Annotated in this window: 18 protein-coding genes and 1 tRNA gene; 2 read left to right on the forward strand and 17 right to left on the reverse strand. The window is 30.9% G+C overall.

What is annotated here, in order from left to right:
• Positions 1 to 2 precede the first annotated feature (2 nt).
• The 7 genes from murD to bshC all read right to left on the reverse strand — a co-directional run bounded on the left by murD (position 3) and on the right by bshC (position 8,282).
• On the reverse strand, positions 3 to 1,352 hold the full coding sequence (gene murD, locus NSQ15_RS07965; protein WP_017637171.1) for a UDP-N-acetylmuramoyl-L-alanine--D-glutamate ligase: 1,350 nt from the start codon (positions 1,350 to 1,352) through the stop codon (positions 3 to 5).
• A gap of 1 nt (position 1,353) precedes the next feature.
• Positions 1,354 to 2,319: a phospho-N-acetylmuramoyl-pentapeptide-transferase gene (mraY, locus tag NSQ15_RS07970; RefSeq protein WP_124760197.1), complete on the reverse strand. Its 966-nt coding sequence runs from the start codon at positions 2,317 to 2,319 to the stop codon at positions 1,354 to 1,356.
• Between the two features lie 181 nt (positions 2,320 to 2,500).
• Positions 2,501 to 4,747: a penicillin-binding protein gene (locus tag NSQ15_RS07975; RefSeq protein WP_340747079.1), complete on the reverse strand. Its 2,247-nt coding sequence runs from the start codon at positions 4,745 to 4,747 to the stop codon at positions 2,501 to 2,503.
• The gene (gene ftsL / locus NSQ15_RS07980; protein WP_217193842.1) at positions 4,728 to 5,129 is read right to left on the reverse strand and encodes a cell division protein FtsL; all 402 of its coding nucleotides are present in this window, start codon (positions 5,127 to 5,129) and stop codon (positions 4,728 to 4,730) included. Before ftsL ends, NSQ15_RS07975 begins: the two co-directional genes overlap by 20 nt.
• A 13-nt stretch (positions 5,130 to 5,142) precedes the next feature.
• Positions 5,143 to 6,078, reverse strand: a complete 936-nt coding sequence (gene rsmH, locus NSQ15_RS07985; protein WP_070451419.1) for a 16S rRNA (cytosine(1402)-N(4))-methyltransferase RsmH — start codon at positions 6,076 to 6,078, stop codon at positions 5,143 to 5,145.
• Positions 6,079 to 6,093: 15 nt separating this feature from the next.
• Complete coding sequence (mraZ, locus tag NSQ15_RS07990; protein WP_017637176.1) at positions 6,094 to 6,525, reverse strand: division/cell wall cluster transcriptional repressor MraZ; 432 nt, start codon at positions 6,523 to 6,525, stop codon at positions 6,094 to 6,096.
• A gap of 143 nt (positions 6,526 to 6,668) precedes the next feature.
• Complete coding sequence (gene bshC / locus NSQ15_RS07995; RefSeq protein ID WP_340747080.1) at positions 6,669 to 8,282, reverse strand: bacillithiol biosynthesis cysteine-adding enzyme BshC; 1,614 nt, start codon at positions 8,280 to 8,282, stop codon at positions 6,669 to 6,671.
• A gap of 280 nt (positions 8,283 to 8,562) precedes the next feature.
• Here bshC and NSQ15_RS08000 point away from each other — a divergent pair, with 280 nt between their 5' ends.
• Positions 8,563 to 9,003 carry an N-acetyltransferase gene (locus NSQ15_RS08000; protein ID WP_029055486.1) on the forward strand — a complete coding sequence of 147 codons (441 nt, stop codon included), beginning with the start codon at positions 8,563 to 8,565 and terminating at the stop codon, positions 9,001 to 9,003.
• A 52-nt stretch (positions 9,004 to 9,055) separates the two neighbouring features.
• Here the strand turns inward: NSQ15_RS08000 and NSQ15_RS08005 are convergent, their stop codons facing one another.
• The 5 genes from NSQ15_RS08005 to NSQ15_RS08025 all read right to left on the reverse strand — a co-directional run bounded on the left by NSQ15_RS08005 (position 9,056) and on the right by NSQ15_RS08025 (position 10,545).
• Positions 9,056 to 9,742 (reverse strand): YjjG family noncanonical pyrimidine nucleotidase, encoded by a 687-nt coding sequence (locus tag NSQ15_RS08005; RefSeq protein WP_070451423.1) that lies wholly within the window; start codon positions 9,740 to 9,742, stop codon positions 9,056 to 9,058.
• Positions 9,743 to 9,860: 118 nt separating this feature from the next.
• A complete protein-coding gene (locus NSQ15_RS08010; protein WP_017637180.1) occupies positions 9,861 to 9,995 on the reverse strand; it encodes a beta-class phenol-soluble modulin in 135 nt (44 codons plus the stop codon).
• Positions 9,996 to 10,044: 49 nt separating this feature from the next.
• Positions 10,045 to 10,179 (reverse strand): beta-class phenol-soluble modulin, encoded by a 135-nt coding sequence (locus NSQ15_RS08015; RefSeq protein ID WP_017637180.1) that lies wholly within the window; start codon positions 10,177 to 10,179, stop codon positions 10,045 to 10,047.
• A 49-nt stretch (positions 10,180 to 10,228) separates the two neighbouring features.
• Positions 10,229 to 10,363: a beta-class phenol-soluble modulin gene (locus NSQ15_RS08020; protein ID WP_002450638.1), complete on the reverse strand. Its 135-nt coding sequence runs from the start codon at positions 10,361 to 10,363 to the stop codon at positions 10,229 to 10,231.
• Between the two features lie 47 nt (positions 10,364 to 10,410).
• On the reverse strand, positions 10,411 to 10,545 hold the full coding sequence (locus tag NSQ15_RS08025) for a beta-class phenol-soluble modulin (protein ID WP_217193840.1): 135 nt from the start codon (positions 10,543 to 10,545) through the stop codon (positions 10,411 to 10,413).
• A gap of 362 nt (positions 10,546 to 10,907) precedes the next feature.
• Between NSQ15_RS08025 and NSQ15_RS08030 the strand changes: the two genes are divergently transcribed.
• Positions 10,908 to 10,981, forward strand: a tRNA-Arg gene (locus NSQ15_RS08030).
• A 163-nt stretch (positions 10,982 to 11,144) separates the two neighbouring features.
• On the opposite strand, the gene NSQ15_RS08035 is transcribed toward NSQ15_RS08030, so the two are convergent.
• From NSQ15_RS08035 to racE, 5 genes are all read right to left on the reverse strand, one after another.
• Entirely contained in the window at positions 11,145 to 11,969 is an 825-nt protein-coding gene (locus tag NSQ15_RS08035) for an N-acyl homoserine lactonase family protein (RefSeq protein WP_340747081.1), read from the reverse strand.
• Positions 11,966 to 12,403 carry a MarR family winged helix-turn-helix transcriptional regulator gene (locus NSQ15_RS08040; RefSeq protein WP_029055488.1) on the reverse strand — a complete coding sequence of 146 codons (438 nt, stop codon included), beginning with the start codon at positions 12,401 to 12,403 and terminating at the stop codon, positions 11,966 to 11,968. Before NSQ15_RS08040 ends, NSQ15_RS08035 begins: the two co-directional genes overlap by 4 nt.
• 110 nt (positions 12,404 to 12,513) lie before the next feature.
• Positions 12,514 to 13,032 carry a metallophosphoesterase gene (locus NSQ15_RS08045; RefSeq protein ID WP_340747082.1) on the reverse strand — a complete coding sequence of 173 codons (519 nt, stop codon included), beginning with the start codon at positions 13,030 to 13,032 and terminating at the stop codon, positions 12,514 to 12,516.
• Complete coding sequence (locus tag NSQ15_RS08050) at positions 13,025 to 13,612, reverse strand: XTP/dITP diphosphatase (RefSeq protein WP_017637634.1); 588 nt, start codon at positions 13,610 to 13,612, stop codon at positions 13,025 to 13,027. Before NSQ15_RS08050 ends, NSQ15_RS08045 begins: the two co-directional genes overlap by 8 nt.
• A 15-nt stretch (positions 13,613 to 13,627) precedes the next feature.
• The gene (racE, locus tag NSQ15_RS08055; RefSeq protein ID WP_340747083.1) at positions 13,628 to 14,425 is read right to left on the reverse strand and encodes a glutamate racemase; all 798 of its coding nucleotides are present in this window, start codon (positions 14,423 to 14,425) and stop codon (positions 13,628 to 13,630) included.
• Between the last annotated feature and the right edge of the window lie 94 nt (positions 14,426 to 14,519).

Here is a 14,519-nt window from a genome sequence, read left to right on the forward strand (position 1 = left end):
TTTTAGTATGATGGCAAGTGTGCACGGAAACTTTGAATAAATTTCTCTCCACGTTCTTCGAATGTATTATACTGATCCCAACTTGCACATGCTGGTGAAAGTAACACCACATCATTTGGTTCAATAACGTCTTGAATTTTATCGACGGCATCTTGTACATCTGTAGCCTTGATAACGTATTTACCTTGACTATTTCCTAATTTAGCGAATTTTTCTTGTGTTTCACCAAATACGACCATAATTCTTACATTATTCATATAAGGTACTAATTCATCAAATTCATTACCTCTATCTAACCCGCCACATAACCAAATGATTGGTTGATTAAATGAATTTAATGCAAATTGTGTAGCTAGCGTATTTGTTGCTTTAGAATCGTTATAGTATTTATTAGTTCTATTTGTACCAATATATTGTAATCTATGTTCAATTCCTGAGAATGTTGTAAGACTGTCAACAATCGCTTTAATTGGTACACCAGCTAATATTGTAGCTAAAACAGCTGCTAAAATATTTTCTAAATTATGTTCACCTGGTAAAACTAAATCATCTACGCTAATAATACGAACACCTTTATATTCAATAAAGCCATCTTTAATATATATACCATCCACTTCTTGTTGAGTTGAGAAATATAACGTTTTAGCTTTTAAATTTTCTGATTCAATTAAATGACGTTGATGATAATTACAAATTAAGAAATCATCTTCTGTTTGATTTTTATATATTTGCTTTTTAGCATTTTGATAATTTTCAAGCGTTTCGTGATAATCTAAATGCGCTGAATAAATATTAGTGATAATTGCGATATGTGGTTTATATTGATCAATTCCTAATAATTGGAATGATGATAATTCAGTAATCAAATAATCTTTCGGAGTTACTTCTTGTGCCACTTTCGAAGCAACATAACCAATATTTCCAGACAATCTACCAGTTAATCTACTATTTTTAAACATGTCACCTATTAATGAAGTGACAGTGGTTTTACCATTTGTACCTGTTACTGCAATAATGGGCGCTTCTGAAATTAGATAACTTAATTCAACTTCAGTTAATATTTTTAAACCTCTTTTTACTGCTTCATCTATAATCGATACAGTGTATGGAATACCGGGGTTCTTAATAACTATAGGGTTATTATCTAATAATGAATTTGGATGGCTTCCACTAATAACCTTAATGCCCATAGCTTCTAAATCTTTAGCATGTGCATCTTGAGATAAATCTTTACCATCATTCACTGTTACATTCGCGCCTAATTTACTTAATAATTTGGCTGCCTCGTAACCACTTTTTGCTAATCCTACAACTAATACATCTTTATTTTCTAATCCTGTGTAATTTAGCATACTAGTGCACTCCAATCCATAAGCCTATTAGACCTGTTATTAAACCTACTGACCAAAATACTGTTACAACTTTCCATTCATTCCATCCACATAATTCAAAGTGGTGATGAATAGGACTCATTTTGAAAATACGTTTTTTAGTTAATTTATATGAAGCAACTTGTAACATAACTGATAACGTTTCTACTACGAATACAAATCCGATAAATATAAGTGATAACTCTTGGTTTAACATAATTGAAATTGTAGCAAATATGCCACCTAATGCTAAGCTACCTGTGTCACCCATAAATACTTTAGCTGGATTTAAGTTATATGGTAAGAAGCCTAGTAAAGCAAATACCATAATAATACAGAATGTACCTATTGCAGGTGATTCTAGTACAAAACTCATAATGGCATACATTGCAAAACCGATAATTGAAAGTCCTGTAGCTAAACCATCTAATCCATCTGTTAAATTGACTGCATTTGAAAAGCCAACTTGCCAAAAGATGATAAATATAACATAAGCAAATGAAAGAGGGATACCACCGTCAGTAAACGTAATATGTAAAGTTGTTGAAAAATTGACTAAGTTAAACACATTACTTAGTACGAAAAATATTACAGCAATTAAAATTTGTGCTAAAAATTTCTGTTTACTTGTTAAACCTTGGTTATTTTTCTTAACAACGATAATGTAATCATCAATAAAGCCAATTAATCCAAATCCGATTGTTACAAATAGTAATAAAATTATTGGATTAGAACGATCTACAAAAATAATCGCAATAACTGAAGCGATAATGATACTTATTAAGAATGTTAGTCCACCCATTGTTGGAGTACCCGTTTTCTTCATATGGCTTTGAGGCCCTTCTTCACGAATACTTTGTCCAAATTTCATTCTTTTGAGCGTTGGTATGAGTATAGGTACAAGTACAAAAGTTACTAGAAGCGATAACATCGCATATACAAAAATCATAATAATCTCCTTTTCTTTTATCCGTCAATTTACATATATTATTAAATATTTTTAATTGTTAGCTTTTACATTTTATCAGTTTTAGTTCTAAATTTATACGTTAGTTCATAACATATTAAGAAAGAGAGAAGGATAAATAAAATCCCAATCTCTTCCTTATATGTTGAATATCTATGTTGTACTAGTCAGTGCTTGAATCTTTCTTTTTAGACTTAGATTTATCTTTCTTATCAGATGATTTGTCTAATGATTGTTTATCACTATCGTCAGTTGTGCTATCAGTAGATTCTGCTGATAAAGTAACTTCAATTTTATCTGATTTTTTAAGTTTTTGACCTTGTGTCATAGATTGATCTGAAACAAAACCACTGCCAGTCGTTTTGACCTTAAAGTTAGTTAATTCTTGGAAAGCAAGAACATCTTCTTTTGTCCAGCCTTTCATATCAGGCATAGTCAAGTCACCATCTGTTACTAAAAGAACTTTACTATGAGGCAATGCTTCAGAAACAGCTTTGACTGATTGTGATTTCACTGTTTTACCACTGCCAATAACAACTGGTTTAAGTGATTTAGCATTAATACTATCTTTAGCTTTTTCTATTGATTGTCCTTCTACGTTAGGCACTTTACTATAATCCTTTTTAGAAGCAGAATCTTTTGATTTATCAACGTTTAAATATTTCAACGTATTTTCCATGATCGGTTTGAATGCTTTACTTACACCCATTTCATATGCTTCTTGATCATTTTTTTGTGCAAGACTCATACCAGCATAAACAATCACTTTAGGATGTTTCTTAGGTGCATCACCCATGAAACTTACGAAGTATGGATTCTCACCCTTAACATAACCGCCACCTTTAGAATCGGCTACTTGAGCGGTACCTGTTTTACCTTCGATATCGTATCCTTTCACACGATAGTTCATCGCATGACTCTTCTTACTATTTACAACTTTATCTAATTCTTTTTCAACTTTATTAGCAGTATCTTCTGAAACTGGTTTTCCAGCGTAAGATTTCTCACCTTTATAAAAATTCTTTTTAGAAATTGGATTGTCTATACTACTTACAAACCATGGTTTCAACATATTACCTTTGTTGAAAAATGCTGACTGTGCTTGAATCATTTGAACTGGTGTTACTGTAGTTGATTGTCCAAATGCTGATGTTTTTTGTTGTAATTCATTATCCCATGCAATATGACCAGTGGATTCACCATCAAACATACCATTTGTTGATTTACCAAAACCAAATCGTTCATACCAAGATTTCATTTTATCAGCACCAACTTCATCTTGTAAGTGCATCATTAATGAGTTAGCTGAGTACGTAAATCCTAGTGTTTCAGGAATACTACCCCAACCTGTTTTATTCCAGTCAGAAATTTCTGAGCCCATTATCTCTCTAGGTCCTGATTTAAATTTCTTATTCGGGCTGAATTTACCTTCTTGAATAGCTGCAGCTAATCCATATGTTTTAAATGTTGATCCTGGTTCATACGTATTTTGATATAAATCATTAGCCCATTTTTTACCAAAGTCTTTACCTGTTTCAGGATTAAATGTAGGTCTTTGGCTATACGCTAAAATTTCTCCGGTTCTTGCATCCATAACAACCGCAAATAAATCTTTAGGATTGTAGCGGTCAACCATGTCATCTAATGCTTCTTCGACGAACACTTGAATATTTGAATCAATCGTTAAATGAACATCATCGCCACGTTTAGGTTGTTTTTCTGATTTTGTATTTGGTGCAATGTATCCCCAGATATCATGTATATATTTTAATGATCCTTTTGAACCATTAAGATAACTATTAAATATCTTTTCAACTCCCATGGCACCATTTAATTGACCCGTATCAGGATCTTTTTGAGCCATACCAATTAAGTGAGAAGCAAAGTTACCATTAGGATAAAATCTTTCAGTTTCAGGATATAAGGTAATTCCTGGTAAGTCTTTCTTTTCAAGTTTTTCTTTATCTTGATACGTTAAATTAGTACCTTTTTGACCAAACTCTACTTGGAATACTTTTTTCTGATTCAATCTTTTTTCGATTTCATCTGGTTTCATATCAATAACTTTTGATAATTCTTTGGCAGTTTTCTTTTTATCTACCACATGCCTTGGCTTTTTACTATTTTCACTCGCTTTTTTATCTACAACTGCTACGACTTTATATCTTTCAACATCTTCGGCTAAGACTTTACCGTTTCTATCGTAAATCTTTCCTCGTTCTGGTTGCTCTGAGTTATTAACTAAATATTTTTGGTTTGCTTTCATTATCAAATCTTGTCCATTTGAATGACCAGTAATCATTATGTATGAAAACCTCAAAACCAATATAAAAAAGAGCAGCCCGAATAAACCAACAAGTAGGACTGCCCCTATTTTATTTTTTTTAATTTTAATTTTTCGTTTCGCCATTATTACGCACTACCTTTACATTATCGTTCTTGAGGCTCATACCTTGCTTCTTAGCCTTGTCGTAAATGCGTTCGTATGAAGAATTTTTCTTAATTTCAGATTTTAAGGCGCTGTTCTCGCTAGATTGTTGTGCAATTTTTTGATCTAAATCTGCAATTTTTCCTCGCGTATCATACGCATCCATTTTTAAAGATAGCATATAAATACTAATCATAGCAATGACAGAGACTAGCGTTATGTATAAAATCTTTTCGAATCTAGTAAGTTGAACGACAACTTTACGTTTAACGGTTTGCTTTTGAGGAGAGGTTTGCGGTTGTCTTTTTGGAACACTGGTTTGTGTTGCATTATCATATGGTTGGTAAACTTTTTCTACAGCCATGTTGAATTACTCCTTATTTTAATATTTCTGCAATGCGTAGTTTTGCGCTTCGGGCTCGATTATTGTCATCTAAATCTTCGTCAGTCGCAGTAATAGGTTTACGGTTTACGCGTTTCAATTTTGGGGTATATTCTTCAGGGATAACTGGTAAGCCTCTAGGTAAGTCAGGTCCCTTTTCATACTCTTGAAACATCTGTTTACATAATCGGTCTTCCAATGAATGGAATGTAATAACAGAAATACGTCCGTGTACCTTTACAAGCTCAATAGCTTGTTCTATTGAATCTTCGAATGCACTTAATTCATCATTTACTGCAATTCGTATAGCTTGGAACACTCTTTTCGCAGGGTGCCCACCTTTTCTTCTAGCTTTGGCAGGAATGCCTTCTTTAATCACTTCAACTAATTCTAATGTCGTCTCGATTGGTTGTTTTTCTCGGTTTGCTTCAATTCTTCTTGCAATTTGTTTTGAGAACTTTTCTTCACCATAACGATAGAAAATTTTGACTAATGCTTCAAAAGACCATTCATTTACAACTTCATAAGCTGATAATGATTGCGTTTGATCCATCCGCATGTCTAATTTAGCATCATGATGATAGCTAAAGCCTCTTTCTGGTACATCTAACTGTGGACTTGAAACACCTAAGTCATAGTAGATACCATCAACTTTTTCAATGTTTAGCTCTTTTAATATTTGTGTTAACTCTCGAAAATTACTGTGAATAAAAGTGACTTTATGTAAATGTTCTTTCAAAGCATCTTTAGCATTTTTTATTGCAGTTAAGTCTTGATCAATTGCAATAAGTCTACCTTCATCACTTAATTGATTTAGTAAATATAAGGCATGTCCTGCTCCACCTAACGTACAGTCAACATACACACCATCTTCTTTTATATTTAGATAATCAATGGTTTCGTTTAACATAACGCTTATATGATGAAACACTGTCATACCTCCAAATTAAAAATCAAAATCTATTAAATCCTCAGCAATATCTTCGAAACTATCTTCAGATTCCTCATAGAAATCATTCCAAGTTTCTCTATCCCAAATCTCAATTCGATTTGAAACACCTATTACTGTACATTCTTTAGTTAAATTAGCGTATTTCCTTAAATTTTGCGGAATATTAATACGTCCTTGTTTATCTAACTCTACTTCAACGGCACCTGAGAAGAACATACGCATAAACTTACGTGCGTCTTTTTTTGTCATAGGTAAGGTTTTCATCTTCTCTTCAATTTGTTGCCATTCATCTAAAGTATAGCCGAATAAACACTTATCAAGGCCTCGAGTGATAATAAAACGTTCATTTAAATCATAACGAAACTTGGACGGTATAATCATACGTCCTTTTGTATCTAATTGATGATCGTATTCTCCCATGAACATTTTTTCTCACCTCACCTTATTTATAATTTACCACATCTCCCCACTATCCTCCACTAATTATGTAAAATTCGTCAAAAATATTTATTTTTATAAAAAAATACCCGCTTTATCTTTTCGATAAAGCGGGCTTAAACGCTGTTATATCAATCTTTTATTATAATATGATCAAAAGTGTAAGAAAGTGGTGGATAAGTGGAGGGACTGAACACATCTTTCCCAAAATCATTCAAAATTTGAAGTGGATTCCATATTCTTTCTTGTAATCCTCCCATTGCGTGGAGATGATCATTAATTTCTCTAAAATGTCTCATGCTAATGTCATTTTCTCTTTCGATATTTAAAAGATAACGTTTTTTCAAATAATCATACTGTCTTAAGTGTATTTCATTATTTTTAGTTACTAAATTTTCATTAGCATTATTACCTTGAACTTCTTTATATAAAGAATGAAATAGATTTTCCTGTTGTTGTTTCATACTTTCAATTTCATTTAAAAATGTTTCGGAAGCTTGTTCACGAATAAATTTTTGTTTATCTTCTTCAATACCATTCTCTATGACCTGTTCTAATTGAAGTTGATACTGATTTAATAATTTTTGAGTTCTATTATATAAGTAAGTAATCCTCAATCTTGGTAATACAATCGGCATATCAATATTTAATAACTGAAATACATCATGTAGTTCTGCCCAATATTTAATTTCACTTGGACCACCGATGAAGGCCACAGTATTAAATAACCATTCTTCCATTATAGGACGTGTAACAACATTATTTGAAAATCTATCAGGTTCTTCATCTAATATGTCTAATAACTGTTGTTGATTATAGTTTTGTGTTGATTTACTTAAATGGAAAGCATCATTTTCATAAGTTAATAATTGTCTCATCCCTTCTTCATGAAGGAATAAATGCACATTAGTATCAGTTTGAATCATTTGAGACAAACCTTGTTGTGTTGTATTTTTTTGATTATTTCTAAAAGCTTCATCAATAGCGCGATGTTTTAAAATCATTTCTTTTAATAAAGGTTTTTCCATTTTTCTCAACGAAGTATGTTGAGCATCAATAAATAAAACACCATAATCTTTGAAGATTTCATGTAATAAAGCTTTAAAAATATTTGACCAGTTTTCATTACTTTTAATAATGTCTAAACACATTTGGTAAATTGCTTTACTATGCTCTGTTTCTTTTAATTGTTTAAAGTAATCATTCAACACTTCAATCATTTGTGACTGTTCAGGATTAAAACGAGATACATTACTTTCAGGTGGTGTCATAGTATGATATTTAATTTTATGTAGATGTGCGTCTTGTTGATTATAAGCAAATGTATGATTGACTTCATCAAAATCATGATCTTCTCCAGCAATCCAAAATACCGGTACAACCGTTTGGTTATATTTATTTGTAAGTTGTTGACTCAATGTAATAATTGAAAAAATCTTATGGATTGTATATAAAGGACCACCAAACAGACCAGCCTGTTGTCCTCCAATGACAACTTTTGCGCCATTAGCTAAAACATCCAAATGTGTTTGTTGTGCTTCAGTTATTGATAAATCTTCCATATAAGATTGAATAACATTAGCAAGTTCTTTTTCTCTTCCATTTGAAGGCGCATCCATTTTCTTTTTAAAGCTATCTTCTGACATAGCATCATATTGGTAGAATTGTTGGAGTGTACCATCACTATTTTTTATTTTGGAAATAAACTGATCGTCATTGTTTAATTTTAATATTTTACAGTCCATTGTTTTTCTCCTTCAGTATCACTATTCCTAATATAGTATAAAGACTATACTCACTTATGACAATTTAACGGCTTATAAAAATTTATAAAATCTTAAAATTCATTAAAAATACATACGTTCGAAATGACATTCGTGTCATTATTTTTATTTTGAATGGTATAAAAAATTCAACTCGTATAAATATATTTATCTAGTTTAATTTTGGCTTAGAGCATAAATAAATGAAAAGAACATAGACTTTAAGGTATAATATAAGAAAGGAATAAAGGGGGACATGATGATGAGCGACGTAAAAAAATTAGAAATTAATTACAAAACTGATGAGTTATTCGAAGATTTTAGAGAGTTTGGTAATAAAGATTTATATATGGTTGAAGAATTTAACGGACAAATGATCGATGCAAGTTCAGACTCACCTTTTTATGGTATTTTTGTCGGAGATAAATTAGCTGCAAGAATGGCATTGCTAAATAAAGGTGAAGTTGAGGAATCTTACTTCCCTGATTGTGACGATTATATTTTATTATGGAAATTAGAAGTATTAGAGAAATATCAAAACAGAGGTTTTTCTAAGGAATTAATCGATTTTGCAAAATCATTTAACCTTCCTATTAAAGCAATCGCTAGAAATAATTCAAAATCTTATTTCGAAAGTCAAGGTTTCAAAGATGTCGAAGCTAAAAATCCTGAAGGACATGATGTTTTAATTTGGCACCCATAGTACGAAAAAATTCCACCGAATTTATTAAATTCGATGGGATTTTTTAATTTGATTATTCTACAATATCAATTAATTCTTTAAGAGACTTAATTTCATAATCAGGTTGAATTGTTGTATTATTTTCTTTATTTCTTAAATTGAACCAACATGTAGCAATATTAGCATTTTTTCCTCCTAAAATATCCGAAGTAAGTGAATCTCCTACAATTATTGCCTTTTCTCTATGTGTTTCTCCCATTTCTTTAAAAATGTAATCAAAAAATTCTGGCATAGGCTTTTGATAACCTGTTTGTTCAGATATAAAAATGCCATTTAATGTTTCGTTAAATGTTGTTTGAGCTAAACGACGTTGCTGTGTTTCTGTAACCCCATTTGTCACAATATAAATATTATGTTTTTTTCTCAAATAATCTATTGTGTCTAAAGTCCCATCAAAAAAGCTAGGTGTAGCTTTTGCTAATTCATCTCTAAATAGGTTGTCAGCTAAATTCCCATCAACTTCAATGTTATAGTCTTTAAAGTAATTAACAAATCTCAGAGTTAAAACTTCAACTTTAGTTAATTTATTTTCTTGAAAAGCTTCCCAATGAGATTGATTAACCTTTCTAAAATAATAAAAATCCTCTTCTGTTGGATAATGATTAAAACGTTTAGCCATATTATAAAATGCTTTTTCTTCAGCATCATAAAAATCAACAATTGTATCATCAAAATCTAGTAAAATAGTTGTGTATTTCATTTTTATATCCCTCGCTACTCTTGTATCTCTATTAACAATAACAAATTTTGAATATAATTTCTTAGAAAATAAAAAAAGACCAGAGCGCTTGCCCTGGTCAGTACTAAATATTTGAATATTAGAATCCGAATAATTTTCCTAATACGCTAACACCATTTTCTACGATGCTTACGATGCTTGTTCCTAATTTAGCTCCATCGTGATTTTGTGCTGCTTGTACTGTATTTGCGATTGCTTCTGCTAATTTTGTCATTATAAAAATCTCCTTTTCTGTTTTAATTTATTTTAATTGTTGTTAAGACTTAGAATCCAAATAATTTTCCTAATACACTAACGCCATTTTCTACGATGCTTACGATGCTTGTTCCTAATTTAGCTCCATCGTGATTTTGTGCTGCTTGTACTGTATTTGCGATTGCTTCTGCTAATTTTGTCATTATAAAAATCTCCTTTTCTGTTTTAATTTATTTTAATTGTTGTTAAGACTTAGAATCCAAATAATTTCCCTAATACGCTAACGCCATTTTCTACGATGCTTACGATACTAGTGCCTAATTTAGCTCCGTCATGTCCTTGTGCTGCTTGTACTGTATTTGCGATTGCTTCTGCTAATTTTGTCATTATAAAAATCTCCTTTTGTTATAATTTATTTTAGTAATTGATAAATCTTAGAATCCAAATAATTTACTTAATACCCCTACACCATTTTCTACGATGCTTACGATACTAGTGCCTAATTTAGCACCATCATTATTAACACCGGCTTCAACTGTATCTTTAATTGCTTTGAATAAACCTTCCACTATAAACACTCCTTAATATTTATTGTTCAAAAGTTACTTTCAAAAACTGAGGTAAATTGATTCGTGTTGTTTATCTATCGTTTTGTTATTTATAATATATAACTTTCATGCCCAACTTTGGCGTCTTTTCCTTACTTCGCTATAAACACTTCAAAACTGTAAAATCGTTTTCAGTTTTGAACAGTTAGGGATACAAAACTGAATTGTTCACAATTCAATAGATTCAAATATTCTTCAAACTTAAAAACACTTTATGATATTGTTTCAATACACTACAATAGTGAAAAATATAAACATTTTTTATATCATAGCTATTGCATATTACAGTTAATTTAGCTATAATAATTCTTGTGTTAAAAAATGTCCTGGTAGCTCAGCTGGATAGAGCAATGGCCTTCTAAGCCATCGGTCGGGGGTTCGAATCCCTCCCAGGACGCTAACTAGAACTGTAATCCTGTTGGATTACAGTTCTTTTTTTATGACATCAAAACAGCTAGGCATTTTTGAATGCCTAGCTGTTTTGATTATTAATTTATAGGGACTTTTTAGGGACCTGAATACTTACAAATAAACTTAAAAAAATGATTTCCTATCTATCATTATAATTCTACCATATGAGGTTTAACATCTGGGTCGTGATTAGCAATGGCTTCTATACAATTAGGATTTTGCACCATCTCTATCACCCAATTTAAAGATTGTTGAGCATCTTTTTTATCAACTAATACTCCAGGTAATATATTTTCTTTCCAAGATTTAGAAGCATAACCAATATCAGATACTAGGAATAAGAATTTCTCATTATCATAAGATTTTACAATCGTAGAACTTAGACCTTTACTATGTCCTGGTGACCATATCATTTTAATAGTACCGTCTCCAAATAAATCAAAAGCTTTCTTTTTAGGTCCTAAATCGCTATCTTCAAATTTAAATGTTTCTAAGTGAACACCCTTCCATTCATGAGGAAGATAATGCATTTTATCTTTTTGTATAGCTTCATATTCCTCTTCACTAACTAATATATGTTTAGCATCTTTAACTAATCTTAATCCGTCAGCATGATCACAATGCATATGACTCATTAATATATAGTCGATATCACTAGGTTTATATCCTAGTTTTATCAATTGTTCATGCACTGCTTCTCCTTTTGGTAAATCAGCTTTATTTACAGGATATTGAAAACGTAAATTTTTAATTTGATGTGTTCTATTATCTGTATGCCATCCAGTATCTATTAATACTAAACCTTTAGGATGTTCTATTAAATAAACTGAAACAGGTATCTTAATTTGATGCTGTTTAGATCTAAAAAGACCTGTCCATGCAAGTAATCTATTATTTGAATATCCAAATGGTAACGCTTCATCTAAAATCACATTCCCTATGTGTAAAACATGAACTTTAATTTTATTTGTCATTGTTCTTCATCCTTTTTTAAAATGTCGTTGATGTGGTTCGTATAATCAAAAAGATCATTTAATTCTTTATTATTTAAATTTAATTTCCTTTTAAAACCTTCATACAACTTGTTTTGTCTATTATTATAAAATTGAAGTCCTTCCTCAGTTAGTTGTATAACTTTCTCTCTTTTATCTCCAGACTTTATCCGTTCTACAAAATGTTTTGTTTCTAATTTCTTAATCCTTTTTGAAATTGCAGTTTTATATACACCTTGTTTTTCAGCTATTTGATTCACAGATAATTGTTTATGTTCTAAAAGTAATTTAAAAATGCCTAATTGTTCTCTTGAAATATCAATATTTTCTTCATCAATAACTTCGTTAATAATTTTACTTATTTCAATAAATGTTAAGTGAAATTGATTAAATTGTTGTAATTCATTACCTTTCATATGTACCTCCAATAAAATAGTACACCTAGGTGTACTATATGTCAAAAAATAATAAGCTTTCTTGTCCGTTGAATATATAATTCAACTTTGAAGAAAGCTTATGCATATTTTTAAATATCATTTAGTTTAAATTCAATTGTATCTATCACTTTATGCTCTCTATATCTAAAATTTAACGTTGCTTTGTTCTCATCATCTACAATAATTAATTCGGCATATGTTTCTTCAACAGCACTTCTTGATTGAGAAATACTACCTGGATTAATCACATGTACATCAGCTATATTTTCATATTTAGCAACATGTGTATGCCCGTAAAATGCTAGTTGAGCGTTTAATGTTTTAGCTTTTTCAGCTAATTTCATTCTCGTTTGATTTACTTGGTATAAGTGCCCATGTGTATAAAAGGCATTGATCCCATTATTTGAGATTGTATTTTCTTCAGGAAATTCTGGATAAAAATCACAATTACCTTTCACTCTGTTGTAAAGGCTAAGTTCAGTATCATCATATTGAAATTCTGAATCACCTAAATGAAGAAAAACATCTGCATCATTATGTTTCTCGTAAATATCGTAAAGAATTCCCGATTCATTATGATTATCACTTACTACAATCCATTTACTCATTATTCTCACCTGCTAAAAATTGTTGTAATTGATTAATAGCATTTCCACGATGACTGATTTTCGCTTTTTCCTCATCTGTTAATTGTGCCATTGTTTTACCAAGTGACGGAACATAAAAAACAGGATCATAACCGAAGCCATTTTCTCCTATAGGTTCAGTTGTGATTTCTCCTGATACCGTTCCTTTAAATTGCTGAGTTTGTCCGTTTGGTGAACTCATACTAATAACGCATACAAATTGTGCAGCTCTTTCAGTCTCGTTATTCATATTATCAAGTAACTTTTTAATATTATCTTGGTCATTTTTATCTAAACCAGCATATCTTGCAGAATAAACACCTGGTTCTCCATTAAGTGCTTGTACTTCAAGGCCACTATCATCTGCAATGACTTGCTTATTTAATGCTTTAGCTGCAGCTACTGATTTTAATTTAGCATTTTCTTCAAATGTTGTACCAGTTTCTTCTACATCAAAATCTTTAATCAATTCACTTATTCCTATGACATTTTTATTAGGAAATATAGCTTTAAAATCATTTATTTTACCTTGATTATTAGACGCAATAACGATATCTTCCATTATTTTTCCCTCCATTTATCCAACATTAACTCGTTCAACTTCAGCATCCATACCTAACCATTCTTGAATAATATTTTCAATATATGTCGTATCTCCTGTAGCAAAAAAGCGATGTGCTGGATGTTCTGTATAACTAGCATGTTCATTACTAAATGTTAATAATGCACTTACTTCTCGAGCTGTCTCTAGTCCAGAAGAAATAACAGTTTTCTTACCACCAAAATAATCATATATAGGTTGATATAATAATGGATAGTGTGTGCAACCTAATATAACAGTATCAGCATCACTATTTCTACATTGTTTCAATGTTTGATGTATAACAATACTTGTAATTGTCGGATCATTATATCTCATTTGTTCTACTAAAGGAGCAAAAGCTGGACAAGCAATACCATATACTTCTACATTAGGATTAATTTGTTTAATGTGTTTACGATAAGCTTCTGATTTAATTGTACCTTCTGTTCCTAATATTAAAACATTTTGATTTCTTGTTGTCATAATAGCTGTCCTAGCACCAGGTTCAATGACACCTACCACTGGAATCGGTAATATTTTCTGTAAATGTTCTAATGCAACGGCAGTCGCTGTATTACATGCGATGACTAGCATTTTAATATCAAATTCTACAAGTTTTTGTGCAATTTCAGTTGTAAATTGTTTAACTTCTTCACCTGGTCTTGGACCATATGGACATCTACCAATATCTCCTAAGTAATAAATCGTTTCATTAGGAAGTTGTCTCATAATTTCTTTAGCTACTGTTAAACCACCAACACCTGAATCTATAACGCCAATTGGTCTATTCATAGTCTTACATCCTTATTTCATAATTAAGTTTTATTTTATCATACGCGATTCAATGTGTTTATTATTTTGAATTGTTACAGTCGTTATCTATTCA

Source organism: Staphylococcus sp. FSL W8-0774 (genome assembly GCF_038006785.1).
Classification (GTDB): Bacteria; Bacillota; Bacilli; order Staphylococcales; family Staphylococcaceae; genus Staphylococcus; species Staphylococcus pasteuri.

Bases quoted from the DNA above. Each gene is read 5' to 3' on its own strand.
- NSQ15_RS08010 (WP_017637180.1), bottom strand. From the start codon at position 9,995: ATGACAAAATTAGCAGAAGCAATCGCAAATACAGTACAAGCAGCACAA.
- NSQ15_RS08040 (WP_029055488.1), bottom strand. From the start codon at position 12,403: ATGAAAGGTAATGAATTACAACAATTTAATCAATTTCACTTAACATTT.
- NSQ15_RS08000 (WP_029055486.1), top strand. From the start codon at position 8,563: ATGAGCGACGTAAAAAAATTAGAAATTAATTACAAAACTGATGAGTTA.
- NSQ15_RS08050 (WP_017637634.1), bottom strand. From the start codon at position 13,612: ATGGAAGATATCGTTATTGCGTCTAATAATCAAGGTAAAATAAATGAT.
- mraY (WP_124760197.1), bottom strand. From the start codon at position 2,319: ATGATTTTTGTATATGCGATGTTATCGCTTCTAGTAACTTTTGTACTT.
- NSQ15_RS08020 (WP_002450638.1), bottom strand. From the start codon at position 10,363: ATGACAAAATTAGCAGAAGCAATCGCAAATACAGTACAAGCAGCACAA.
- NSQ15_RS07975 (WP_340747079.1), bottom strand. From the start codon at position 4,747: ATGGCGAAACGAAAAATTAAAATTAAAAAAAATAAAATAGGGGCAGTC.
- racE (WP_340747083.1), bottom strand. From the start codon at position 14,425: ATGAATAGACCAATTGGCGTTATAGATTCAGGTGTTGGTGGTTTAACA.
- NSQ15_RS08045 (WP_340747082.1), bottom strand. From the start codon at position 13,032: ATGAGTAAATGGATTGTAGTAAGTGATAATCATAATGAATCGGGAATT.
- NSQ15_RS08005 (WP_070451423.1), bottom strand. From the start codon at position 9,742: ATGAAATACACAACTATTTTACTAGATTTTGATGATACAATTGTTGAT.
- NSQ15_RS08015 (WP_017637180.1), bottom strand. From the start codon at position 10,179: ATGACAAAATTAGCAGAAGCAATCGCAAATACAGTACAAGCAGCACAA.
- ftsL (WP_217193842.1), bottom strand. From the start codon at position 5,129: ATGGCTGTAGAAAAAGTTTACCAACCATATGATAATGCAACACAAACC.
- mraZ (WP_017637176.1), bottom strand. From the start codon at position 6,525: ATGTTCATGGGAGAATACGATCATCAATTAGATACAAAAGGACGTATG.
- bshC (WP_340747080.1), bottom strand. From the start codon at position 8,282: ATGGACTGTAAAATATTAAAATTAAACAATGACGATCAGTTTATTTCC.
- murD (WP_017637171.1), bottom strand. From the start codon at position 1,352: ATGCTAAATTACACAGGATTAGAAAATAAAGATGTATTAGTTGTAGGA.
- NSQ15_RS08035 (WP_340747081.1), bottom strand. From the start codon at position 11,969: ATGACAAATAAAATTAAAGTTCATGTTTTACACATAGGGAATGTGATT.